The sequence below is a fragment of the Xanthomonas vasicola genome (assembly GCF_000772705.2).
In the GTDB taxonomy this organism is placed as follows: Bacteria; Pseudomonadota; Gammaproteobacteria; order Xanthomonadales; family Xanthomonadaceae; genus Xanthomonas; species Xanthomonas vasicola.
The window spans coordinates 1-25,074 of sequence record NZ_JSBW02000022.1 but is presented as its reverse complement, the minus strand read 5'-3'; the positions used below and the strand labels follow the sequence as shown (position 1 = coordinate 25,074).

The following is a 25,074-nucleotide window of genomic DNA, read 5'->3' as shown; positions in this document are numbered from 1 at the left end:
CGCCTGGCGGTCATGCGTCGATTCGGTAACTGTTTTTCGTTGGAGAGATGCATGATGCAGTTCGGTCGTATCTGGCTGGTGGGAGCGATGATGGTTGGCATGAGCGGCCCGGCAGCTGCCGAAGCACCGCTGGCGAAGACAGTGCAGATCTTTGCGCACCGTGGTGCCAGTGCGCTGCGCCCCGAACACACCTTGGCCTCGTACGCCAAAGCCATTGTCGATGGCGCCGATTTCGTCGAGCCGGATTTGGTGTCGACTAAAGATGGCGTACCCATCGCGCGGCATGAGAACGAGATCGGCGGCACCACCGATGTGGCGAGCCACCCGGAGTTCGCTGCGCGCAGGACGCGCAAGACCATCGACGGTCAGGCGATGGAAGGCTGGTTTACCGAAGATTTCAGCCTGGCCGAGTTGAAGACGCTACGTGCGCGCGAACGGCTGCCGCAGCTGCGCGGCACGCGCTGGGATGGGAAGTTTCAGATCGTCACCTTCGATGAGATCATCGATTTCGTCGCCGCGGAATCGGCGGCGACCGGGCGCAGCATCGGTCTGATTCCGGAAATCAAGCACCCGACTTACTTCAAGGCGCTTGGCCTGCCGATGGAAGACAAGGTGTTGGCCAGCTTGCATGCGCATGCCTACACACAGACTGCGCCGGTGATCATCCAATCGTTCGAGACCAACAATCTGCGCTATCTACGTAGCAAGATCGGGCGCAGCAGCAACATCCGTCTGCTGCAGTTGCTCGGTAGCGCACAGATGGCGCTGCCCGATGCCGGCACAGCCAATGCGCCGAAGACCTACGGTCAGATGATCACGCCCGACGGCCTGAAGCAGGTCGCCACATATGCCGATGCGATCGGCCCCGACATCCGCAGCATCATTCCGCTGGATGCGCAGCAGCGCCTGGGCACGCCCACCAGCCTGGTGCGCGACGCACATGCGGCCGGGCTGCAGGTGCAGCCCTATACCTTCCGTCCGGAAAATTATTTTCTGTCCGCCGACAACCGCAGCAGCGGTGCGGTGACCGAGCGCAACGACGCTGGCGCACTGGCCGAGCTGAAGGCGTATCTGGATGCCGGCATCGATGCGTTCTTCGCCGACGACCCGGGCCTTGCGCGGCGTGCATTGAACGAGCATGCAACGCGTTAAACGCACATGCGGTCTGATAAGAGCGTGCTAGCGCGCGATGAAGCGTACCGATAACGCCTCATCGCGCGCTAGCGCGCTCCTACGTCCCAGGGGGTCGCTCACGCGGCGGGAAATGCAGCACCACGCTCTGCGAGCCGTCGTCCTGGCGTTGCCACAGCACCGGTACCTGACGCGGCGGCGGTGGTTCCAGCATTGCATGCTCGGCGTTGCTCACTTCCCAGGCGGCGTCTTCATCCTCGTCTTCCCAGCTGTAGCGCGGCTTTGCCTGTTGCGGGTCGCGCAGGCGCAGCAGCAGCGCGGCGATCAGCCCGGCCACCGCACCGCCCAGATGCGATTGCCAGGACACCCCGGCTTCGTGCGGCAGGATGGTCATCAACATGCCGCCGTAGAACAGGAAGGCGATCATGCTGGTGGCGATCGCCGGGCGGTCGCGGCGTAGCAGACCGAGCACGAACACCAAAAACATCAAGCCGTGGGTCACGCCGCTGGCGCCCAGATGCCGGCTGCCTGGCTCACCCAGCAGCCATGCGCCCAGGCCCGAGCCCAGCCACAACAGCGGCAGTGCCATGACCGTGGCGCGTGGGTACACGCTGCCGGCCAGCGTGCCCAGGATCAACAACGCGGCGGCGTTGGCACCCAGGTGCGCAAGCGAGCCATGCAGCAGCGGTGCGGTGAGGATGCCGAGCAGGCCGTCCGCCTGCAGCGGCGCCACCGCCCAGGCCCGCCAGTCGAACATGCCCTGGGCGGTGAACACCGCCACCAGTAGCAGCACGGCGGCCAGGCTGACGTTGAAGGCACGCAGCACCCGAGAACGATCCAGGCGGTTCTGCGTGGCGATATCGGGAGCGAGAGAATGCGTTGTCATGCATAACGGATGGCGGCTTGGTTTTGCCTTTGCAAGCCCCGTTTGCGTGGGATAACCGGATCCGGCGGCGGGACAATCCGTGGATCATCCGTGCACTCACCTGCGCCGCACCGTGCAGTTAGCGACGCGTGCCCCTGGCCGCGTCAGTCGCCAATGCCAAATGCTCCGCGGAAGTGGGCGGAGCGACCGAAGCCAGCAATCAACACGCAACGCAGAAGGCGCCCACGGCTGCCACACAAGACAGCAGTGAGCCCTGTGTTTCATCCGGAGATTGCGGCAAGCCCCCCATCTACCCGCCGCGACCAACCACGAATCCGGAACCACCAATCCCAGCCCCTCAGTGCCCGGCGGACTTGGGCGGGCGCAGCAGGCTCAGCACGATGGTGGCGACCAGGATCGTCACCACGACGGCCAGCGACACCAGGACCGGAATCTTGTACAGATCGATGATCATCATCTTGGTGCCGATGAACACCAGAATCACCGCCAGGCCGTACGGCAACAGGTGGAAGCGGTCGGCCATGCCGGCCAGCAGGAAGAACATCGCGCGCAGGCCCAGCACCGCGAACACGTTGGAGGTGAGCACGATGAACGGGTCGGTGGTGATCGCGAAGATCGCCGGGATGCTGTCCACCGCGAAGATCACATCGATCACCGCAATCAGGATCAGCACCACGAACAGCGGGGTAAACCAGCGCTTGCTGTCCTTGATCACGCTGAGCAGGTTGCCGTGGTACTGCGGGCTCAGGCGCAGGTGGCTGCGCATCCAGCGCAGCACCGGGTTGCTCTCCAGGTCTGGCTCCTTGCCGGCCGAGAACCACATCTTGATCCCGGTCAGCAGCAGGAACGCGCCGAACACGTAGAGCAGCCAATGGAACTTGGCCAGCAGCATCGAGCCGGCAAAGATCATGATCGCGCGCAGCACAATCGCACCCAGCACACCGATGATCAGTACGCGCTGGCGCTGTTCTTCGGGCACGCCGAAGTAGGTCATCACCATCAGGAACACGAAGATGTTGTCGACCGCCAGAGACTTTTCCACCAGGTAGCCGGTGAGGAACTGCAGCCCGATCTGGTCGGCCTGCGCGTCGCCCGCGGTGCCCTGCAGGTACCACCACAGCCCGGCATTGAAGGCCAGCGCCAGCAGCACCCAACCGATGCTCCACCAGGTGGCCTCCTTGAAGGTGACCTTGTGGGCACCGCCGTGGCGCATCAGCACCAGATCGATCAGCAGCGCGGCGATCACCACCACCGCGAAGCCACCCCATAACCAGACGTTGCCAATGGTTTGCATAAGAATCCCGAAAAAAGTGAAAGCGGCCTGGACAGCCGGCGGGCTGAGGCCTTGTGACACGGAAATCGTGGATTCCGGGTGACGGACCTTCGCCTGCGCGGCGAAGGTCTCGCTCGCAACCGGCCGGGCCGGTTGCCGTTGCACCGGAGCGCTGCACATGGCGGGCTCGTAATGACGGCGACAACGCTGGGAGCTACTCCCCTTCTGCGCCCGATTCTGCGTGCACGGCGCAGGCACGTCAATCCAGCCGGATACAATGGGCCGATGAATATTCCAGTCCCCGTCGTCCGTCTCAAGAATGCCTGGCGCTCCAGCCACCCGTGGATCTTCCAGAAGCTGGTGGAAAAGCCCGCCGCCAAGCCCAAGCCCGGCACCATCGTCGATGTGGTCGGCGTGGATGGGGAATGGATTGGCCGCGGCTTCTACAACGGCCATTCGCGCATTGCCGTGCGCATCCTGGAAACCGACCAGTCGGTACCGGTGGATGCGGGCTGGTTCTCGCGCAAGATTGCCGCGGCAGTGAGCCTGCGCCGCGACTGGCTCAAGCTCGATGGCGTGTCCGATGCCTGGCGCGTGGTGCACAGCGAGGGCGACGGCCTGTCCGGCCTGGTGGTGGACCGCTACGGCGACCTGGTGGTGGTGGAGTTCTTCGCCGCCGGCATGTTCCGCCACCGCGACTGGATCTACGAGGCGCTGCGCGAACAGTTCCCCGGCTGCCGCTTCCACAGCTTTGCCGACGAACACGTGCAGAAGCAGGAAAGCTTCGATTTCCACGGCAACACCACCACCGAAGCGGCGGTGATCACCGAGCACGGCATCAAGTTCCGCGCCGACCCGGCCGGTGCGCACAAGACCGGTTTTTTCGCCGACCAGCGCGACAACCGGCAGTGGCTGAGCGAGCAGGTCGAAGGCAAGACCGTGCTGGACCTGTGCTGCAACACCGGCGGGTTTGCGGTGTATGCGGCCGCGCGCGGTGCGGCCGAAGTGCTGGGCGTGGACATCGACGAAGACGTGATTGCCATTGCCAAGGGCAACGCCAAGCTCAATAACGTGCGGCCCAAGTTCGTGCAGGCCGACATCTTTCCGTGGCTGCGCGATGCGGCCAACCGCGGCGAGCAGTTCGATGTGGTGATCCTGGACCCGGCCAAGATGACCCGCGACCGCGATCAGGTGATTCCGGCGCTGAAGAAGTACCTGGACATGAACAAGCTGGCGCTGGGCGTGGTCAAGCCGGGCGGCCTGTTCGCCACTTTCTCGTGCACCGGGCTGGTCGCCGAGCAGGAGTTCCTGGACATGCTGCGGCGCGCGTCGTATTTCTCCGGGCGCACCATCCAGATCCTGAAAGTGGCCGGTGCCGGCCCGGACCACCCGTTCATGGCCCACGTGCAGGAATCGCGTTATTTGAAGGCCGTTTTCTGCCGCGTGGTGTAACCGTGTTGCGCGGCGGAGGACGCGGTCTGCCGCAGTGCAGGCAGCGTCTTTCGCGGCGCGATGCCATCGTCGGCAAGCGTCGATTCAATGCAGACACCCAACCAGGAGCCGGCAGCCGATGACCTCCAGCGACGAAGACGAGCGCAAGGCCTTGCGCCGGTTGCTGCGCGAGATCGAACGGCCCAATGCCAGCCTGCTGGCCAGCAATTGGCCGGTGTTTGGGGTGTGGCTGCTGTTTTCCGGCGCCTTCATGTATTTGTTCCAGACCGGCGACGGCTCGCCACTGCACCCGTTGCTGCTGGCGCTGGGGTCGACCTGTCTGGGCGTGTTCGGTGCGTGGATCGTGTTCCGCTCGGTGTGGGCGCGGCAGTGGCCGCATGTGCGCGAACACATCGATGTAGACAGCGTGCGCGCGCGGCTGGCTGAACTGGACGACTGAGCGATACGCGCGCGTGGCGGTCTTCGCGCGCTGGGCTGCCAGGCGGACCAAACCGATGCGTGATGACCGGCGGTTGCCCGCGCCGTGGTTGCCGGCTGCGGCGTGGCTCGACAGCATTGCGCATGCTTGTGCCATCGGCATCGCCGCAGAACTGCTCTTGCAGTGCGCGTATCGCACGCCACGCCGTGCGGATCGAACGCAGCGCTGCAGCGTTCTACGTATGGCCGCAGTGCGCGTGCAGCCAGCCGCTATGATCGGCTCATCCCACTGCCTGGGAGGTCGCATGCACCTGCGCTCGCTTTCGCTATCTGTCGGGTTGTTGCTGGCGGCCGCGCTGCCCGCGCACGCGCTGGAATTTTCCAAGGCCGAACTGGCACGCGCCACCGCGCTGCAACACCGTCTGGTCACGCTGGATTCGCATCTGGACACACCGGCCAATCTGGAGCGCGCCGACTTCGATGTGTTGCAGGCGCATGCCGGCAACCGCCTGTCGCAGGTGGATCACCCGCGCATGGTCGAAGGCGCGCTGGATGGCGGGTTCTGGGCGGTCTACACCGGGCAGGGCAATCGCACTGCGGCCGCGCATCTGGACGACCGCGACGCCGGTCTGCAGCGCTTGCTGAAGATCCACACGCTGGCGGCCGCGCAACCGCAGCGCTTTGCGTTGGCGACAACGCCGGCCGATGCCGCGCGCATCAAGGCCGCGGGCAAGCGCGTGGTGTACATCAGCATGGAAAACGCCAGCCCGCTGGTGGCTGACCCCACGTTGCTGCGCTTCTATTACGCGCAGGGGCTGCGCTTGATGAGCACCGTGCATTTTCTCAACAACGAGTTCGCCGACTCGGCCACCGACCCCAAGGGGCCGGAGTGGAACGGCCTGAGCCCGGCCGGCAAACAGCTGGTGCAACAGGCGCAGGCGCTGGGCATCGTGATCGATCAATCGCACGCCTCCGATGCGGTGTTCGACCAGTTGATTGCGCTGTCGCCGGTGCCGATCGTGCTCTCGCACAGCGGCGCGCATGCGGTCTACAACCACCCGCGCAATATCGATGATGCACGCTTGAAGGTGCTGGCCGCGCACGGCGGGGTGATTCAGGTCAATTCCTACGGCGGCTATCTGGTGGACAGCGGCGTCAGCCCCGAGCGCAAGGCTGCCGAGAAAGCGCTCACCGACCAGCATGGCGGCTGGGAGCACGTCAAGATTGCCGACGGCACCAAGCTCAGCGCCGCGCTCAAGGAACTGGATGCGCGCTACCCGATTAAGCGCGCCACCGAAGAGGATTTCTTCGCGCATCTTGAGCACCTATTGGCCGTGGTCGGGCCCGAGCACGTGGGCATCGGCATGGATTGGGATGGCGGTGGCGGGGTGGTGGGCCTGGAAGATGTCTCCGACCTGCCGCGCATCACCGCGTGGTTGCTGCGCAAGGGCTACACCGAGCAGCAGATCGCCGGCATCTGGGGCGGCAATCTGCTGCGCGTGATGGGCCAGGCGCAGGCGTATGCGGCGGGGAATAGGGAATCGTGAGTGGAGAGTCGGCACTAGTGCCGGGATTTGGCAGTGGTGGTTCGAGATTCGCAAAGCGCACGGCGGTCAGTGCGCCGGTGTGTTGCCGGATGCTGTATCGGACCCGACGGTATGGAGGATGTCCGCGCGTTGCGGTGCGGGCGTCTGCGTCGCACGATCCGCCAGCCGTGCACCAACTGCCGATCACTGGGGCGTGTTTCGGTTCAGCAGATGCCGCGCGTGCCTGGTCCGAAATGTAGAGCGACTACCAACACGCTGCGAGCAGTCGACCAGGTGAGTGCGGACGGCGCCGGGACCGGAGCGGACGCGTGGTACACGCCGCACCGAGCACCGTCCGCGTCCGCCTGATCGCTGCCATTGGGCGTTTGCACAAAAAGTGGCGCGTGCTTGCCCACGGACGGGCGGCACCCTAACGAAGATTCCGTAAAAACGCTCAATCTAGAATGCGCCGAACCCTGTGTGGTGCTGGTGCCAAGGCACTGTGCGCCGGCTGGCCCACCGACTGCTGGAGCGTGCGATGACCCAAGCCACCCGGCCCCTGCCGCCCTCCGAAGGTATGGGCGCGACCTACCGCAAGATCCTGTGGCGGCTGATCCCGTTCCTGTTCGTCTGCAATCTGTTCAATTACCTGGACCGGGTCAACGTCGGCTTCGCCAAGCTGCAGATGCTGCGCGATCTGGGCATGAGCCAGACCGTGTACGGGCTGGGCGCGGGGATCTTCTTCATCGGTTACCTCGCTTGCGGGGTGCCCAGTAATCTGATCCTGCAGCGCATTGGCGCCCGGCGCTGGGTGGCGATCATGATGGTCAGCTGGGGCCTGCTGTCCACCTGCCTGCTGTTCGTGCGCACCCCGGCCGGGTTCTACACCCTGCGCCTGCTCACCGGTGCGGCCGAGGCGGGCTTCTTCCCCGGCATCTTGCTGTACCTGACGCGCTGGTTTCCGCGTGACCGGCATGGCCGGGTCATGACCGTCTTCATGTCGGCGATCCCGATCTCCGGGGTGCTGGGGGGGCCGCTGTCGGGCTGGATCCTGGGCTATTTCTCGGCCGGGCAGGGCGGGCTGGCCGGCTGGCAATGGATGTTCCTGCTGCAAGGTTTGCCGACCGTGCTGCTGGGCATCGGGGTGTGGTTCCTGCTCAGCGACGGCGTGCAACAGGCGAGCTGGCTGGACCCGCAGGAAAAACAGGCCTTGGCCCGCGTACTGGCCGACGACGAAGCAGGCAAGCCGGCCGGTGCGTCCACCTCGCTGCGCGCGGTGCTGCGCAACCCGGCGGTGTGGCTGCTGGGCACGGTGTACTTCTGCATCCAGAGCGGGGTGTATGCGATCAACTTCTGGCTACCTTCGATCATCCAGGACAGCGGCGTCACCGACCCGGTCCGCATCGGTCTGATGAGCGCGATCCCGTACTTGGCGGCGGCAGTGTTCATGGTGCTGATGGGCCGCTCGGCCGACCGACGCGGCGAGCGTCGCTGGCATCTGGTGATTCCGTTGCTGATGGGCGCGGCCGGCCTGTGCATCGCCGCCAGCGTCCCCGACAACCTGGGCTTGGCCTTGTTCGGTATGACCCTGGCCACGATGGGGGCGGTCAGCGGCTTGCCGCTGTTCTGGCCGCTGACCAACGGCTTTCTCACCGCCGCTGCCGCGGCCGGTGGGCTGGCGCTGATCAATTCCACCGGCCAGGTCGCTGGCTTCGTCAGCCCCTATCTGGTGGGCTGGATCAAGGACACCACCCACAGCACCGAGCTGGCGCTGTACGTGCTGGCCAGCGCCATGCTGCTGGGCACCGCGCTGGTGCTGCGGGTGCCGGCGCGCGCGGTGAACCAGTGATGCGCCCGTCCAAGCGAGTGTCCCCATGAAGGTCGTCATTGCCCCCGATTCGTACAAGGAGAGCCTGTCTGCGCTGGAAGTGGCGACGCAGATCGAGGCGGGCTTTCGCGAGGTGTTCCCTGACTGGCACTACAGCAAGGTGCCGGTTGCCGACGGCGGCGAAGGCACGGTCGATGCCCTGGTTGCCGCCACCGGCGGGCGGGTGATCGCCTGCACCGTCAGCGGTCCGCTCGGCACCGCGGTGCAGGCGTTCTTCGGCCTGACCGGCGACGGCCGCACCGCGGTGATCGAAATGGCCGCCGCCAGCGGGTTGGCGCTGCTGCCGCCGGCCGAGCGCGCGCCGCTGCACACCAGCACCGCAGGCGTAGGTGAGTTGATCCTGGCCGCATTGGACGCCGGCGCATGCCGCTTCATCATCGGCATCGGCGGCAGCGCCACCAACGACGGCGGCGCCGGCATGGCGCAAGCCTTGGGCGTGCGGCTGCTGGATGCGCAAGGCGAGGCGATCGGCCCGGGCGGTGGCGCGCTGGCTGCGCTGGCGCGCATCGACACCGAGGGCATGGATGTGCGGCTGCAGGACTGCCAGTTCGAAGTGGCCTGCGATGTGGACAACCCGCTGATCGGTCCTACCGGCGCCTCGGCGATCTTCGGCCCGCAGAAAGGCGCCACCCCCAGCATGGTGCGCCAGCTCGATAGCAACCTGCAGCACTACGCCGACCTGCTGGAGCGCGACCTGGGCGTGCGGTTGCACGCGCTGCCAGGTGGCGGTGCGGCCGGCGGGCTGGGCGCGGCCTTGGTGGCGTATCTGGGCGCGCAGTTACGGCCCGGCGTGGAGATCGTCGCGCAGGCGCTTGGGCTGGATGCACTGGTCGCCCAGGCCGATCTGATCATCACCGGCGAAGGCCGTCTGGATAGCCAGAGCCTGCACGGCAAGACCCCGGTCGGCGTGGCGCGGGTGGCGCAACGGCACGCCAAACCGGTGATCGCCATTGCCGGCTGCCTGGGCAACGGCGCCGCGCTGCTGCACGGCCACGGCATCGATGCCATGTTCGCGGTGGTGCATCGCGCCTGCACGCTGGAACAGGCATTGGCCGACGCCGCCAGCAACGTGCGCATCGCCGCGCGCAACGTTGCGGCAACGTTGCAGGTGGGTCAGGTGTTGGCACAGCTGCCGCCGGGTGTGGATGGGTGCTGATGGCCGCGCGCCGGTGGCATCAGCGGCGAGGGCATGCGCTCGGTTCTGATGCAGCCTGTTGGACAGCGCGCGTGCCCGCTGCACGCCGAATCGCACCACGCCAACGGAGGTCAGCACCGTTCGCAGACACGCTGGGACATAGACCTGCAGCACAGCGCACGCCGAATCACACACGTGGCGAACATGTGCGCACCGAACATGCCACCGTGACCTCTCTCGATCGCGTCAACAGACCCCGGCCCATGCTCACGCTCGACCGCACCCTGGCGCAGTCCATCGTCGACCGCGCGATGACCATCATCGACGGCAACGTCAATGTGATGGACCACTCCGGCGTCATCATCGCCAGCGGCGAGCCGGCGCGTATCGGCCAGGTGCACGAAGGTGCGTTGCTGGTGCTGTCGAGGCAGGGCCGGGTGGAGATCGACGCCGCCCTGGCGCAGCAGCTGGATGCGGTGCGCCCCGGCGTCAACCTGCCGCTGATCGCCGATGGCCGCATCGTCGGCTGCGTCGGGCTGACCGGCGACCCGCAGCGCATTGGGCAACAGGCCGAGCTGGTGCGCATGGCCGCCGAAGCGATGCTGGAACAGGCCGGACTGCTGCACCTGCTGGCCCGCGACGCGCGCCTGCGCGAAGAAGTCACGCTGGGCCTGATCCGTCCCGATGGCCCGACCCCGGCGCTGGCCGGCTGGGCCGAGCGGCTCGGCATCGCGCTGGACCTGCCGCGCGTGGCCGCGGTGATCGAAGTGGAAAGCGACAGCCTGGACCTGGACGCCATGCTGGTGGAACTGCAGCGCCTGCACACCCTGCTGTTCACGCCCGAGCGCGGCAACCTGATCGCCGCCACCGCGCTCAACGAGCTGGTGGTGCTCAAGCCGGCACTGGACCGCCGTGGTCACTGGGACGTGGAGGAGCAACGCCGCCGCGCGCACAGTCTGCTCGAGCGCATGCGCGCCAGCAGCCGGCTGCGGATCCGGCTGGCCCTGGGCCAGTATTTTCCGCAGTCCAACGGGCTGGCGTTGTCGCACCAGATTGCGCGCACCACCATGCGCATCGGCAAGGCGCGCACCCCGCAGGCCGACGCATTTTTCTACGACGATTACCGCCTGCCGGTGCTGGTGGACGACCTGCGTCAGGCCTGGCAGGCCGAGGAATTGCGCAAGCCGCTGCAGGCACTGCTGGCGCAGGAACGTCGCGGCCAGTTGTTGAAGACCTTGTCGGTCTGGTTTGCCGCCGGCATGCGCATGGCCCCCACTGCCAAGGTGCTGGGCATCCATCGCAACACCCTGGATTACCGCATGCAGCGCATCCAGGAACTGTGCGCGGTGGACCTGAGCAACACCGACGACTGCATGCGCCTGTACCTGGCGCTGCAGATGCGCGACGACAGCCCCGCAACCGTGGCGAACACGGACACGACCACCACCGACTGAGTGACGCGACACCCGCAGCACGCGCGCAATGCGGCGCTGTGCAGTAGCGCACGCAACGCCGCCTTGGCTGGGGTGCGCAGTCCGCTAAACTGCGCAGATTGCCCGGCCACGAGCGCTCCGTTGAACCAGTGCGATACCGTCGTGTCATCTGCGTCCAGCGAGGCCCAGCGCCTGGCACGTCTGGCGTTATTGCAGGTGGTCGACACCGCCGCCGAGCCGTTCTTCGACGCGCTGGCCGCTGCCGCGCAGGCGATCGCCGGTACCCCCATCGCACTGGTCTCGCTGGTGGACGAACGGCGGCAGTGGTGGAAGGCCAACATCGGCCTGCCGGGGGTTTCGGAAACCCCACGCGAGCTGGCGTTCTGCGCCTACACCATCCAGGGCGATGCGGTGATGGAAGTGCGCGACGCGCCGGCCGACCCACGCTTCCACGACAACGCCCTGGTCACCGATGCGCCCGGTATCCGCTATTACGCCGGCGCCCCCATCGTGCTGCCGGATGGCTTACGCATGGGCACCGTGTGCGTGATCGACCAGCGCGCGCGCGCGCTGGAGCCGGCGCAATTGCAGGCCTTGCAGCAACTGGCCAAGGTGGCCGCCGAAGGCCTGGAGCAACGCCGCGTGATGCTCGAGCGTGAGGCGGCCAACGCCCAGCTGCAGCAACGCCTGCGCGAGAGCGAAGCGTTTCTCGAGCGCACCGGCCGCGTGGCTGGGGTGGGTGGCTGGGAAGTGGATGTGACCAGCGGCACGCTGACCTGGTCCGACCAGACCTGCCGCCTGCACGACCTACCACCTGGTTATCGGCCCAGCCTGACCGAGGCGATCGGCTTCTACCCGCTGGAAGCGCGCGCGATCATCACCCAAGCGTTTGAAGCGTGCGTGCGCGACGGCACTCCCTGGGATCTGGAACTGCCGCTGACCAGCGCCACCGGGCGGCGTCTGTGGGTGCACAGCACCGGCTCGGTGGAACATGTGGATGGGCGCAAGCGCCTGATCGGCGCAATCCAGGACGTCACCGACCGGCACCGGGCGGTAGATGCGCTGGCCGCCAGCGAGCGCAAGTTCCGCAAGATGTTCCAGTACAGCCTGGGCCTGATCTGCACCCACGACATGCACGGCCGGCTGGTCAGCATCAACCCGGCCGCGGCGCGCTCGCTGGGCCGCAGCGTCGAGCAGATGGAAGGCCGCTCGCTGGTGGAATTCGTGCGCCCCGAGCACCATGCCGCCTTGCAGGGCTATCTCTCGCGCATGGTGCTCGATGGCCAGGATTCGGGCGTGATCGAACTGGTGGCCGGCGACGGCAGCCTGCGCCATTGGCAGTATCACAACGTGCTGGATGTGGAGTCCGACGCCACCGTGGTACTGGCTCACGCCCAGGACATCACCAACCAGTACCGGCAGGAAAAGCAGCTGCTGGAATGGTCGTTCACCGACCCGCTCACCAACTGCTACAACCGCCGCTTCCTGGACGAATTGGACAAGCGCGACCCCAGCGTGCGCTGGGGCTGCATCGTGGTGGATCTGGACAAGTTCAAACTGGTCAACGACACCCATGGCCACCAGCGTGGCGACGAGGTGTTGGTGCAGATGGCCTGGTTCCTCAACCAGCCGCTGCGCACCCAGGACCGCCTGGTGCGCCTGGGCGGCGACGAATTCCTGGTGTTGCTGCACCAGGCCACCCAGGCACAGCTGGACATCTTGATGCGCGACTACATGGGCGCCATCGACGACGCGCCGATCCGCTTCACCCTCGGCACCGCCTTGCGCCAGGAAGGCGAAGCGCTGGCGGCGGTGGTTGATCGCGCCGACCACTCGCTGTACTCGCTGCGCCGTGCCCGTCGCGGCACCGGCATGAGCGACCAGCGCTGACCATTCGCGCTGGCACCGCGCCCGCAAAGCTGCACCGAACCCGTGTGACCGGCTGCGGAGAACGTGCCGATGAATACCCGATCGCCTATCATGTAACCGTTTACAACTATATGGATTGGAATGGATACCTTCGATCGCACCCAGCTCAGCCCCAAGTGGCAGTTCCGCTTCGCTTTCTTTGATCGTCACGGCGGCCCCAAGGATCCCGCCCACAAGGAAGCGCTCAAAACGCTGCCCTTCGGCGAGAAGCTCAAGGTGGGCATGAACTTCTACGCGCTGTTCTTCGGCTTCATCTACTTTTTCATCCTCGGCTTGTGGCGCAAGGCGTTGGGCCTGATCGGCATCGGCCTGGTGGTCGGCATCGTGGCCTCGTTCCTGCCCGCAGCGATCGGCAACGCGCTGAGCATTCCACTGGCCCTGCTGGCCGGCATGAGCGCCAACTACGCCTACTACCTGGACAAGGTGAAGGGCAGCACCAGCTTCAATCCGTTCGAAGGCATGCGCTGGTAAGTCACGGGCACCCAGGCGCGGACCCTCCCACCGACGCCTTGCCGCCAAGCCCGGTCCGATGGCCGGGCTTTAGACGGCTGACACCGCAGGTCCCCTGAGCGGTCTGAAGCGGCGGGTGAGAAGAGCGTTTCCCGGCACGCTTTGTCCGGGCTCGACCAAGGCGGCCGCTGTTGGGGGCACTGTGAGCACCCCGCACTGACGATCTAGGCGGCAAACCAGGCCTTGGTGGCTATCGATATGGCCCTGTCCATGCCGGGCGAAAAAGTGACCGTGGACCTTCAGCACCGCCGTCCTGACCAGACGTGTGTGCCAGAACAACGGATAGTTCCGATGTGCAGCTGAGCCTGCGCTGCGCCGAGGAGAAAGGCGCACGCACGACGTTGAAGTTCCAGATCGAAAGCAGTCGCTTTCACACGCCAGGATTTCAAACAATCGCCACGCACGGGCCTCACTCATTGCTGAGAGCGGCGACACTCGCTGCGCTTGCGCCCGGTATGCAGGGACTGGACCACATGATCACCACGCTAGCGCCGCCGCAAGGTGCCAGATCTGGAAGCCTTGGTGGCTGACCGGGAACGTTTCAGTGCGCATTACGCAGAGTTGTTTGAAGTGCTGAACCAGCAAACGCCTGCATCGGCGCGCGCCTGATGCGGCCAGGATTGGGGAGCTGGGGCGGCGTACCGCCGGATTTGAGGATGTCCATCCGTCGCGCCCGGTTTGCCAGCAGATTGCTGCAGTTCCTTGAAGTCTGCCAAGCACGCGCATCATCTTCTTTGCGCGACGCGCACGATACGGCCGCCCAGGGCACGTGCGCCCGGATTCAGTGCACAATCATCGCAGGCGTTTCTCCAGCCGCTGCGGCGCAAGAGAGCCGTCTTAGAGCTCGCCTGTCAGGACAGCCGCAGCTCCGTGCGGCGCACATATGTGCGCCATTTCAGCTGAGTCCTGTCGCCCCATGTGAGATGCCGTGCATGTTCCCTGACGTTGTATCTGATCGTTCTCTTTTGCCCGCATCATCAACGCCGCTGTGGCGCCGCGCCGCCAGCCTGTGCCTGCTAGGCGTCACTCTCGCCGGCCCGCTGGCCGCGCAGGACCCGGCGCAGGTCAACACCTTCATCGGCAGCAAGGACGACGGCAATACCTACCCGGGCGCATCGGCGCCGTTCGGCCTGATCCAGGTCAGCCCGATCGGCGCGCACTACGCCGGCTGGCGTTACGACGACCCCAGCATTCGTGGCTTCGGGCATTCGTTCCTGTCCGGCGCCGGTTGCTGGGAGCAGGGCGGGCAGGTGTCGGTGCTGCCGGTTACCGGGCGCATCGGCCCCGGTGGCGACTTCGACACCAAAGATGCCAAGGCATTCGACCAGAAGCGCTATGCCGCGCGCTACACCCATGACGGCGAAGTGGGCCAGGCCGGCTACTACAAGGTGCGGCTCACCGATTACGGCGGCATCGACGCCGAAGCCAGCGCGCTCACCCGCGCCGCCACCGAGCGCTACACCTTCGCGCCGGGTGCCGGCACCGGCCATGTGTTGGTCAACGTGGCCCAGGCCAACGACCGCCATGTGGTGATCGGCAGCCAGGTGCAGATCTTTGGCGACCGCGTGGTCGAGGGCAAACTCACCACGCAGAGCTTCTGCGGCGGCCACGAATACACCACCTGGTTCCGGCTGGAATTCGACCGCCCCTTTACCGCGCATGGCGTGTGGGGCGAAGAGGGCGGCGTGCCCGGCGCGCGCCACAGCATGGGCGGCGAACTTAAGCCCAACGGCGCCTGGCTCAGCTTCCCGCTGGGCAAGAACAAGAACGCGCGTGCGGTGACCGTGGTCAGCGCCATCTCGCATGTGGATGCCGAAGGCGCCCGCAGCAACCTGCGTACCGATGGCATGCAGGGCGGCAAACTGCTGAGCCTGGAGCAGATGCGCAAGCGCGCGCAGCACCTCTGGCGCAACGAATTGGCCAGCATGCAACTGGAAGGCGCCAGCAACGACGACCGCAGCGTGGCCTACACCGCGCTGTATCACGCCTTGCTGCAGCCGCTCACCGGCAGCGATGCCGATGGTCGCTATCGCGGCTACGACGATACGATCCATCGTGCTGATGGCTGGACCTACTACGCGTATTTTTCGCTGTGGGACACCTACCGCACGCAAAACCAGTTGCTGGCCTTGCTGCAACCGGCGCGCGCACGCGATATCGGCCGCTCGTTGCTGGCGATCCATCAGCAGGGTGGCTGGTTGCCGCGCTGGGGTTACGCCAACTTCGACACCAACATCATGACCGGCGACCCGGTCACCCCGTTCCTGGTGGATCTGTGGCGCTTCGGCGCGCTGCAGGGCAATGAGGCGGAGGCGTATGCAGCGCTGCGCCAGAATGCGTTCGGCCAGCCGCCGATCAATTCGCGCCACGCCGGGCGCTCTGGCAATGCCAGTTATCTGGCCAACGGCTTCGTGCACTACGACCGCGCCTTTCCCTCCAAGGGCATGGACGTGGACCCGCACCACGGCGGCTCGGCCACGCTGGAATACGCTTTGGCCGATTGCGCGCTCGCACAGATGGCGCAGGCGCTAGGCCATAGCGACGACAGCGCGCAGCTGCGCAAACGCGGCGGCAACTGGCACCGCGTCTGGGACGCGGATGTGCGCGATGCCGAGACCGGTTTTGCCGGCTTCCCGCGCCCGCGCCTGGAAGACGGCAGCTGGTATGCGCCGTCCGACGACCACTACAGCCCACGCTCGGCGCATGGCTTCCACGAAGGCACGGCCTGGCAGTACCAGTGGCTGGTGCAGCAGGACATCCCCGGCATGCTGCAGGCCATGCATGGCCGCGAGCAGGCCGGGAAGCGGCTGGACGCCTTTTTCGCCTACGACGATCTGCTGAAAGATCCGCTCACTGCGGCACGTACGCACTGGGTGGTCGGCCCGTACAGCTATTACAACCAGTATCGCTACAACCCCAACAACGAACCGGATCTGCACGCACCGTGGATGTACACGCTGATCGGGCAACCGTGGAAGACCGCCACCGTGCTGCGCGCCGCGCAACAGCTGTTTACCAACGCACCCAACGGCGTGACCGGCAACGACGACCTCGGCACCATGTCGGCCTGGTATCTGTTTAGTGGGTTGGGCTTGTATCCGGCGGTGCCGGGCAGCGGCGAATTCCTGTTGCATGCGCCGCGTTTCAAGCGGGTCACGCTGAAGTTGGGCAACGGCAAGCGCCTGCGCATCGACGCCCCCGGCGCCGATGGCCGCGCGCTGCAATACGTGGACAGCGTGCGGTGGAACGGCAAGCCGCAGCCGCAGGTATTCCTGGAGTGGGCGCAACTGCAACAGGGCGGCACGTTGGCGTTTGCGCTCACCAAGCAGGCGCCCACGCAAGGCTGGGGTACGCAAGCGGATGCATTGCCGACATCGTTTTGTGCCACGCCACAGGCGCAGTACACCGCGGCGGATTAGCCCCTCTCCCTGCGGGGCAAGAAGGGGCAACAGCGCTTGGCGCTAAAAGAGCGGCAATGTTAAAGCCACTCTCCCATCGGGGCGAAAAGGCACAGCTTGCGCGCCACTGGCGCGCGTGCCTTGGAGCGCCCGCGCCGCAAGCGCGGGCTGGGGCGCGGAGCGGGGCGTGGGGTGAGGGTACGGGGCAAAGCCCTCGTGTTATCCCGCTGCACGAAGCTACGCTCGCACCCTCATCCGGCGCTACGCGCCACCTCTTCCCTATGAAGGGGACAATGCCCCGACGGGAGAAGGGAAAGCAGTGCATGCAGTTTCAGATCTCTTGGCAGAGCTGAAAGCCTTTCTCCGCCGGGCGAGAAGTCACAGCCTGCAAGCCACTGGCGCGTGCCTTGGAGCGCCTGCGCCGTGTGGGGCTTCGGGGTCGGGATGCGGAGCGAAGCCCCGGTGTTCTTTCGAGAGCACGTGGCTTCGCACGTACCCTTATCTGCCCCTGCGGGTCACCTTCTCCCGACGGGAGAAGGATGTCGCGCTCTCAGCCAGCCGCATTCAATCGGCTATTCCGTCGCCCATACGCCAAGTACACCACCACGCCCAGCGCATTCCACAGCAGGAACCAGACCTGCGTCTTGCTCGGCAAACTCCAGAACAGGTACAGGCAGCCCAGGATCGCGACCGGCCCCACTACCCATGCCAGCGGCGTGCGGAAGGCACGTGCGCGGCCGGGCTCGCGCACGCGCAGCACCAGCAGGCAGGCAGCCACTGCGGTGAATGCCGCCAGCGTGCCGGCATTGGCTAATGCGGCGATCTCGTCGAGCCGTGCCACGCCCGCCAGTGCCGCCACCAGCACCGCGGTGAACAGCGTGATCGCCACCGGCGTGCCGGTGCGTGCATTGACCTTGGACAAGCTGCGCGGCAACAAGCCATCGCGCGACATCACAAAGAAGATGCGGCTCTGCCCGTACAAAAATGCCAGCAGCACGGTCGGCAACGCAATGATCGCCACCGCTCCGATCACCAACGCCGCCTTGCCGTGGCCGAGTTCACGCAGGATCAGCGCCAACGGTTCCGGGCTTTTGCCGAACACGGTGAAGCTCATCGCACCCACCGCCGCCAGCGCCACCAGCACGTAGATCAGCGTGCAGCCGATCATCGAGCCGACGATGCCGATCGACAGATCGCGCCCCGGGTTCTTGGTTTCTTCGGCCGCAGTGGAAATCGCATCGAAGCCATAGAACGCGAAGAAGATGATCGCCGCCGCGGCCATCACGCCGCGCTCCACGCCGTCCGGGCCCATCGCCTTGGAGAAGCCATACGGCATGAACGGCTGCAGGTTGGCGCTGTTGAAGGTTGGCAACGCAATGGCCACGAACACACCCAGCGCGATGATCTTCAGCACCACCAGCACCGCATTGAGCGTGGCGCTTTCCTTGGTGCCGGCCATCAGCATGCCGGCCACCAGGAAGGTGATCACCACCGCCGGCAGGTTCACGATGCCGCCGGCATGTGGCCCGGCGATCAGTTCGTGCGGCAAGCTCACCCCCAACCACTGCAGGAAGCCGACGAAGTAACCCGACCAGCCCACCGCCACCGTGCTCACCACCAGCGAATATTCCAGCACCAGGCTCCAGCCCACCACCCAGGCGATGCATTCGCCCAACGCGGTGTAGCTGTAGGTGTAAGCGCTGCCGGCGGCCGGCATCATCGTGGCCATTTCCGCATACGCCAGCGCCGCGCAGGCGCAGACGATGCCGGCCGCTACGAACGACAGCAGCACTGCAGGGCCGGCCTTGTCGGCGCCGACGCCAATCAACGTATAGATACCGGTGCCGACAATGGCCCCGATGCCGAGTGCGATCAGATGCGGCCAACTCAGGCTGCGGACCAGTTGCCGGCCGGCCTCGTGCACGGTGACCTGATCGATGGATTTGCGCCTGAGCCAAGACGACATGCGGACCTCGCAGGAATCAAAGAATGCGCGAGTGTCGCCCAACGCAGCGCAGCAAAGCTATCCGGTCCAAGCGCATGCGACTGCCGCGGTCGGGCAGGGCACACACGTCCATGGCGTTACCCTCACGCCGCGCGCCCTGCAACTCAATCACCGAGTACACCCGCCGACGCCATGTCACTGCTTGTGCAAGTCCCACATCGCCAATCCCGAATCTGCACTCATTCAACCGACGGGCGATGCGGCGGGCGCGCGTTGCGATAGATCAGCTGCACCGCCCATGCACCGGCAAGCCCGACCACGCCGGCAGCAAAGTGGCTCCAGTCGAGCACCCGCGGCGCTGCGCCATTGGCCTCATGGCCCCACAGGTTGAACCACAGCAGCACCAGCGCTGTGATGCCCATGCCGATCCAGAACCAACGCCGGGTTCCGCCGATCGCATAGATCAAAAACGGCAACGCCGTACCGATCAAAAAATGCACCGGAAAGAAATACACCGAGCCGTAGGGCCGCATCAGGTACCAGACGATCGCCGCGAAGGTGCCCAGAAAAGCAAACAGGCCCAAGGCCAGCAGGCGGGTTCGGTTGGTGGCAGTAGTCATCGGCAAGCCTCACAAAAGCAGAACCTCACCCTACCCATGCGCAAGTCACGCTGAGGTCAATGCAGTGCGAGCGTGCTGCATGCAGTTGCTGCGTTGTCTGGCTCGCGTCGCACTGGTGCTGTGCGCAGCCTTACGGCGCGGTACAACCGTGGCGCTGAATTCCGGCGCGTAGTTGCAGGTGTGCGTAGTACGCCGTTACCGCAGGCAACGTCGTATGTGCGATTGGGCTGGCCATCCAGCGTTGCGTCGACAGGCCCAGATATCGGCCAAGGTGAAGTCTGCCCCGAAAACGAATGGACCGCCGCGTTGCAGTTGTGCGTCGAGAATCGCCATGTGCTGGTTCCACTGCGCCACGCTTGCGGCAATCGCCTGCGGATCGGTATCCGCCGCGCCGCCATGGCGGCCATGAATGCGTAGCGCCAGGCGGTGTTGAGCTCGGTGGCCTGCCAATCCATCCATGCACGACCATTGCACGCGCGGCGGGCGCGGCTGGCAGCAGATCGTGGCGTTGGCTGCGTGCAGCCAGCTACCGGCAAATCGCGTTCGATTCCCACAGCACCAGCGCGCCGTCGCGGATCACCGGCACCAGCGCATTGGGATTGAGCGCGCGAAATTCCGGCGTCTGCACCGATGCAAAGCCGCTGCCGTACGCATGCAGCGTGTAGTCCAGCGCCAGCTCATCGCACAACCACAGCACCTTACGCACGTTGATCGAAGTTGGCTTTCCGTAGATCTCCAGCATGTGTTCTTCCTTGCTACGCGTGATGGGAAGCAATTGGCGATGGTGGCACGTACTGCATGCAACGCCAGACGCGTGATGCGGCTAGCGCAGCCGTGCGTGTTGATGCCCGCTGCGGTGAGCAGCCGAGCGCGCATTGCATTCTCACCGCTGCAATCGTGCGCCGCTACAGTTCGATCTTGCCCGCGTACGCATCGCGCACGGTCTGGCTGATGTAGGTGCTCAAACCTCGCCCCGCCGTGGCAAGCCGCTGCATGGTCGCCACCACCTCGGCACCCGCGCTGTCGGCGGTATACACATAGGTCTCGCCGTTGCGAAAGCGCACCGCGATGGCGTCATCGGCCAGCGCGTACGCCACCACGCCAGAGTGGCCGTCGTGGTTGCCATAGCGCTGCATGCGACCGGAACTGGATGATGTCATGCCGGCAGGCTAGATCCGCCGCAGTGATGGGCGCTTCAACGAACGCGGCAATGGCCCGCGCAGCAACGACAGAGCAATCCATGGGCAGCGACGCATGCGGGCTGCATATTGTTGGCGTAGCGGTGCAGCCACACGGAATGCATTGCAACGCAGGGAACAAGAGAACCGCCGGTGGGTGCGACGTGAACACGGCACACCGCGTAACGCTCAGTGGATATGGCGTGTTGATGACATGCATCTGCTCAACACATCGACCAAGCAACGCGGCCGACCAAAGAAGTCGTGCCGCCTGAGCAGTGCTTCTCGTCAACCGCATCACTCCACACCAACCCCACTCGCCCGCACCGGCTATAACGCCGTCAGCCCTCGCTGCGTTTCGCAAAGCAGCACATGCAGTTGCCGGACCACTGGTGAAAGAAGTCGTGCCACCTGACCACTGCTTCTCATCAACGACATCACTCCACACCGGCCTGCACCGGATACAACGCCGTCAGCGCCTGGCAGCGTTGCGCAAACAACGCATGCAGTTGCCGGATCGCCGGCGAAAACTGCTTGCGGTGCGGGCACACCAGATGCAGCGGCAGGCGGTCGCCACACTCGGGAAACAGCACCTCCAGCCGTCCGGCCTGCACGTCGCCGCACACATCCAGCCACGATTTGTAGGCAATGCCTTCGCCCGCCACCGCCCAGCGCCGCACCACATCGGCGTCGTCGCACAGCATTGTGCCGCGCACCGGCACCACGTGGCGGCGGCCCTCCAGTTCGAACTGCCAGCGGTCGTAGGCACGCCCGGCCAGCACGTACAGCAGGCAGGCGTGCTCGCGCAGCGCATCCAACGTGGCGGGCCGCCCATGGCGCTGCAGGTACGCGGGCGCGGCCACCAGCACGCGGCGGTTGTCCGGTGCCAGCGGCAACGCCACATGTTCGGCATCGTCGATGCGGCCGAGCCGGAACGCCACATCCACCGGCGCGCGATACAGGTCGGCCACCTGATCGGACAGGTGCAGGCGCAAGGTCAGCTTCGGGTGCGCGGCGCGGAATTCGGTCAGCCACGGCAGCAGCACGTTGCGGCCCAGGTCCGACGGCGCCGTCACCTGCAGCAAGCCCTGCAGCGCACTGTCGTGGTCACGCACATGCTCGCGCCCGTCGCGCAGCAGCTCCAGTACCTGGCGCGCGTACGGCAGGTACTGCTCGCCCTCGGCGGTCAGCCGCAGGCTGCGTGTGGAACGGGCGAACAGGCGCAGATCCAGCGCGCGCTCCAGCCGCGCCACCGCCGCGCTGGCCTGACCAGGCAACAGGTCCGCCTCGCGCGCGGCACTGGAAAAACTGCCCAGCGCTGCGGTCCGCACGAACAGCGCCAGGTCGTCGAAGCGGACCATCTTCACTCCATCGTGAAAGTGCTTGCGCAGTTTGCCGGTTTTTCTGTGAATTCAGGTGGCCGACCATGCAGCTCCCTCCCGCACGACGCCCCGCCATGAAAGCCATTGCCTATCCGCAACACGGCCTGCCCATCGACGACCCGCGCGCACTGGTCGAACTCGAGCTGCCCCTGCCCACCCCCGGCCCGCGCGATTTGCGCGTGCGCATCCACGCCGTCTCGGTCAATCCGGTCGACACCAAGGTGCGCAACAACGCCGCGGTGGACGCCCCGCGCGTGCTCGGCTGGGACGCCAGCGGTGTGGTCGATGCGGTCGGTACGCAGGTCAGCCTGTTCCGCCCCGGCGATGCGGTGTACTACGCCGGCGCGCTGACCCGCCCGGGCACCAATGCCGAATACCACCTGGTCGACGAGCGCCTGGTCGGGCGCAAGCCGTCCACGCTTGATGACGCCGCGGCCGCCGCGTTGCCGCTGACTGCCATCACCGCCTGGGAACTGTTGTTCGACCGGCTCGGCATTGCCGAAGGCGGCGGCGAAGGCCAGGCGCTGCTGGTCGTGGGTGCGGCCGGTGGCGTCGGCTCGATGCTGGTGCAGCTGGCGCGCACGCTGACCAAGCTGACCGTGATCGGTACCGCCTCGCGCCCGGAAACCCAGGATTGGGTACACGCACTCGGCGCGCATCACGTGATCGACCACAGCCAGTCGCTGAGCGAAGGCCTGCAGCGGATCGGCATCGCGCAGGTGCAGCACGTCGCCAGCCTCACCCACACCGACCAGCACTTCGCCCAGCTGGTCGAGGTACTCGCCCCACAGGGCCAGCTGGCCTTGATCGACGACCCGGCCACGCTGGACGCCGTGCCGCTCAAGCGCAAGAGCCTGTCGCTGCACTGGGAGCTGATGTTCACCCGCTCGCTGTTCGAGACCGACGACATGATCGCGCAGCACCATCTGCTCAATCGCGTCGCCGAGCTGGTGGATACCGGCGTGCTGCGCACCACCCTGGGCGAGCACTACGGCCGCATCAGCGCCGACAACCTGCGCCGCGCCCACGCCGCGCTGCAATCGCACCGCACTCGCGGCAAGCTGGTGCTGGAAGGCTTCTGAGCGAGGCGCCTCGCGCACGACAGCGGCCCGGCATGGCCGCTGTCGTGCCGCCGCACCCCGCAGCGCTGCCGCGCGATCACTACTGGTCAAGATCCGCGACGCAGCTGTTGCGACAGGCACCGCTACACTGCGCGCATGTCATCCGAATCCCTGATCCTTCTTGGGCTGCTTGTCGTAGTCCTCGTGTTGCAGCTGCTCGCGCTGCTGCGACGTCCGTCCACCACCGCGCTGGAGCATGCGCTGCGCGCCGAGCAACGCGACGGCCGCGGCGAACTGCGCGAGCAACTCGAAGGCTTGGCCCGCCAGCAGGATGCCCGCCTGGAAACCTTCGCGCGCAACCTCACCGAGCTGTCCACGCGCACCGACCAACGCCTGGACCTGCTGCGCGACGCGCTCGGCGAAGACGCCCGCAAGGCGCGCGAAGAAAGCGGCCTTGCGCAACAACGCACCGGCGAACTGCTGACCCTGCGGCTGAGCGAACTGCGTACCCAGCTCGAAGGCTTCGGCCAGCAACAGGAAACCCGCATCCACGTGTTCGGCCAGCAACTGACCGAACTGATTGCGCGCACCGACACGCACATGGCCGCGCTGCGCGAAGCGCTGGCCGAAGACTCCCGCAAGGGCCGCCAGGAAGCCGGCGAATCGCAACAGCGCTTTACCGAAGCGCTGGGCCAGCGCTTGAACGAACTCACACAGCGCAACGAACTGCGCATCGGCGAACTGCGCGCCACACTGGAGCAGCAGCTGGCCAGCCTGCAAAACGACAACGCCAGCAAGCTCGAACTGATGCGCGCCACCGTCGATGAAAAACTGCAGACCACGCTCAACACGCGTCTGGATGCCTCGTTCAAGCTGGTCTCCGAACGGTTGGAACAGGTGCAGCGCGGCCTGGGCGAAATGCAGCAGCTGGCCACCGGCGTGGGCGACCTCAAGCGTGTGCTCACCAACGTCAAGGACCGTGGCGGCTGGGGTGAAGTGCAGCTGGACAACATCCTCGAGCAGACGCTGACGATGGAGCAGTACGCACGCGGCGTGCGGGTGAAGCCCGACAGCGCCGAGGCGGTGGATTTCGCGATCCGCCTGCCCGGGCGCGGCGACGACACGGTGGTGTGGCTGCCGGTCGATGCCAAGTTCCCGCGCGAGGATTACGAACGCCTGATCGACGCGCAGGAAAAGGGCGACCTCGAGGCAATCAAGCATTCGACTGCGCAGCTGGAACGCGCCATCCGCATCCAGGCCAAATCGATCAGCGACAAGTATGTCTGCCCGCCGCACACCACCGACTTCGCGGTGATGTTCCTGCCCACCGAAGGCCTGTATGCCGAAGTGATCCGCCGCGCCGGTCTGGTAGACCTGCTGCAGCGCGAGCATCGCGTGGTGCTGGCTGGTCCCACCACCTTCACCGCCTTGCTCAACAGCCTGCAGATGGGCTTCCGCACGCTGGCCATCGAGAAGCGCTCCAGCGAGGTCTGGCAGGTGCTGGGTGCGGTGAAGAGCGAGTTTGGCAAGTTTGCCGGCATTCTCGAAAAGGCCGAGCGGCAGATCAGCACCGTGGGCAAGAGCCTGGGCGAAGCCAGTCGCAAGACCCGCACCATCGAACGCCGCCTGCGCGGGGTGGAAACCCTGGCCGGCGAGCAATCGCAGGCGCTGCTGGACGATGGCAGCGACGACACCGGAACCAGCAGCGAAGATGACGGCAGCGACGAGCAGGCGTGATCCGGCTGCAGACAGTGATGCATGACGTCCGCAGGCGACAGCACAACGTAGATACCGTCTTGCCCCTTATCTGGCAAGAGCGTTGTGCGGGTCAAATGCAGTGCCGGATTTGAGCACGCCGTAGGCCAGATGCAGCAGCTTGCGCATGGCGGCGCAGACGATCTGCTTGCCGT

Annotated in this window: 18 protein-coding genes, 1 other RNA gene and 1 pseudogene; 12 read left to right on the top strand and 8 right to left on the bottom strand. The window is 65.9% G+C overall.

The annotated features are described in order from the left end of the window. Window positions 1-51: 51 nt before the first annotated feature. Window positions 52-1,152 carry a glycerophosphodiester phosphodiesterase gene (locus NX05_RS04450; RefSeq protein WP_039431854.1) on the top strand — a complete coding sequence of 367 codons (1,101 nt, stop codon included), beginning with the start codon at window positions 52-54 and terminating at the stop codon, window positions 1,150-1,152. A 79-nt stretch (window positions 1,153-1,231) separates the two neighbouring features. Here NX05_RS04450 and NX05_RS04445 read toward each other — a convergent pair whose 3' ends face one another. Continuing rightward, window positions 1,232-2,017, bottom strand: a complete 786-nt coding sequence (locus tag NX05_RS04445) for a rhomboid family intramembrane serine protease (protein WP_017112429.1) — start codon at window positions 2,015-2,017, stop codon at window positions 1,232-1,234. 337 nt (window positions 2,018-2,354) lie between these two features. Then, window positions 2,355-3,311: a TerC family protein gene (locus NX05_RS04440; protein ID WP_039431856.1), complete on the bottom strand. Its 957-nt coding sequence runs from the start codon at window positions 3,309-3,311 to the stop codon at window positions 2,355-2,357. A gap of 264 nt (window positions 3,312-3,575) precedes the next feature. Here NX05_RS04440 and NX05_RS04435 point away from each other — a divergent pair, with 264 nt between their 5' ends. From NX05_RS04435 to NX05_RS04425, 3 genes are all read left to right on the top strand, one after another. Then, on the top strand, window positions 3,576-4,742 hold the full coding sequence (locus NX05_RS04435; RefSeq protein WP_039431857.1) for a class I SAM-dependent rRNA methyltransferase: 1,167 nt from the start codon (window positions 3,576-3,578) through the stop codon (window positions 4,740-4,742). Between the two features lie 118 nt (window positions 4,743-4,860). After that, window positions 4,861-5,181: a hypothetical protein gene (locus tag NX05_RS04430; RefSeq protein ID WP_010364861.1), complete on the top strand. Its 321-nt coding sequence runs from the start codon at window positions 4,861-4,863 to the stop codon at window positions 5,179-5,181. A 283-nt stretch (window positions 5,182-5,464) separates the two neighbouring features. Then, entirely contained in the window at window positions 5,465-6,706 is a 1,242-nt protein-coding gene (locus NX05_RS04425; RefSeq protein ID WP_026112275.1) for a dipeptidase, read from the top strand. A gap of 242 nt (window positions 6,707-6,948) precedes the next feature. Here NX05_RS04425 and NX05_RS21785 read toward each other — a convergent pair. After that, a non-coding RNA gene (locus NX05_RS21785) (sX9 sRNA) lies at window positions 6,949-7,023 on the bottom strand. Between the two features lie 200 nt (window positions 7,024-7,223). Between NX05_RS21785 and NX05_RS04420 the strand changes: the two genes are divergently transcribed. From NX05_RS04420 to NX05_RS04395, 6 genes are all read left to right on the top strand, one after another. After that, window positions 7,224-8,534, top strand: a complete 1,311-nt coding sequence (locus NX05_RS04420) for an MFS transporter (protein ID WP_026112276.1) — start codon at window positions 7,224-7,226, stop codon at window positions 8,532-8,534. A gap of 25 nt (window positions 8,535-8,559) precedes the next feature. Then, complete coding sequence (locus NX05_RS04415) at window positions 8,560-9,729, top strand: glycerate kinase (protein WP_017118145.1); 1,170 nt, start codon at window positions 8,560-8,562, stop codon at window positions 9,727-9,729. 242 nt (window positions 9,730-9,971) lie between these two features. After that, a complete protein-coding gene (locus NX05_RS04410; protein ID WP_039431871.1) occupies window positions 9,972-11,162 on the top strand; it encodes a sugar diacid recognition domain-containing protein in 1,191 nt (396 codons plus the stop codon). Between the two features lie 120 nt (window positions 11,163-11,282). Continuing rightward, entirely contained in the window at window positions 11,283-13,031 is a 1,749-nt protein-coding gene (locus tag NX05_RS04405; protein WP_039431860.1) for a sensor domain-containing diguanylate cyclase, read from the top strand. Between the two features lie 120 nt (window positions 13,032-13,151). Next, window positions 13,152-13,541, top strand: a complete 390-nt coding sequence (locus NX05_RS04400; RefSeq protein WP_039431863.1) for a DUF2628 domain-containing protein — start codon at window positions 13,152-13,154, stop codon at window positions 13,539-13,541. A gap of 971 nt (window positions 13,542-14,512) precedes the next feature. Beyond that, window positions 14,513-16,999 carry a GH92 family glycosyl hydrolase gene (locus NX05_RS04395; protein WP_039431873.1) on the top strand — a complete coding sequence of 829 codons (2,487 nt, stop codon included), beginning with the start codon at window positions 14,513-14,515 and terminating at the stop codon, window positions 16,997-16,999. A 529-nt stretch (window positions 17,000-17,528) separates the two neighbouring features. Here NX05_RS04395 and NX05_RS04390 read toward each other — a convergent pair. The 5 genes and pseudogenes from NX05_RS04390 to NX05_RS04370 all read right to left on the bottom strand — a co-directional run bounded on the left by NX05_RS04390 (window position 17,529) and on the right by NX05_RS04370 (window position 22,082). Further along, a complete protein-coding gene (locus NX05_RS04390; RefSeq protein WP_039431864.1) occupies window positions 17,529-18,944 on the bottom strand; it encodes an amino acid permease in 1,416 nt (471 codons plus the stop codon). A 218-nt stretch (window positions 18,945-19,162) separates the two neighbouring features. Next, the gene (locus tag NX05_RS04385) at window positions 19,163-19,543 is read right to left on the bottom strand and encodes a hypothetical protein (protein WP_010376430.1); all 381 of its coding nucleotides are present in this window, start codon (window positions 19,541-19,543) and stop codon (window positions 19,163-19,165) included. Window positions 19,544-19,673: 130 nt separating this feature from the next. After that, window positions 19,674-20,285, bottom strand: a pseudogene (locus NX05_RS25225) (glutathione S-transferase family protein). 163 nt (window positions 20,286-20,448) lie between these two features. Further along, complete coding sequence (locus tag NX05_RS04375) at window positions 20,449-20,679, bottom strand: hypothetical protein (RefSeq protein WP_010376436.1); 231 nt, start codon at window positions 20,677-20,679, stop codon at window positions 20,449-20,451. A 479-nt stretch (window positions 20,680-21,158) separates the two neighbouring features. Then, a complete protein-coding gene (locus NX05_RS04370; RefSeq protein ID WP_039431866.1) occupies window positions 21,159-22,082 on the bottom strand; it encodes a LysR family transcriptional regulator in 924 nt (307 codons plus the stop codon). A 95-nt stretch (window positions 22,083-22,177) separates the two neighbouring features. On the opposite strand from NX05_RS04370, the gene NX05_RS04365 reads away from it, so the two are divergent. Together NX05_RS04365 and NX05_RS04360 are read left to right on the top strand one after the other, a co-directional pair. Beyond that, complete coding sequence (locus NX05_RS04365; protein ID WP_017118148.1) at window positions 22,178-23,185, top strand: zinc-binding alcohol dehydrogenase family protein; 1,008 nt, start codon at window positions 22,178-22,180, stop codon at window positions 23,183-23,185. 183 nt (window positions 23,186-23,368) lie between these two features. Further along, window positions 23,369-24,901 (top strand): DNA recombination protein RmuC, encoded by a 1,533-nt coding sequence (locus NX05_RS04360; protein WP_172645685.1) that lies wholly within the window; start codon window positions 23,369-23,371, stop codon window positions 24,899-24,901. Window positions 24,902-25,074 lie beyond the last annotated feature (173 nt).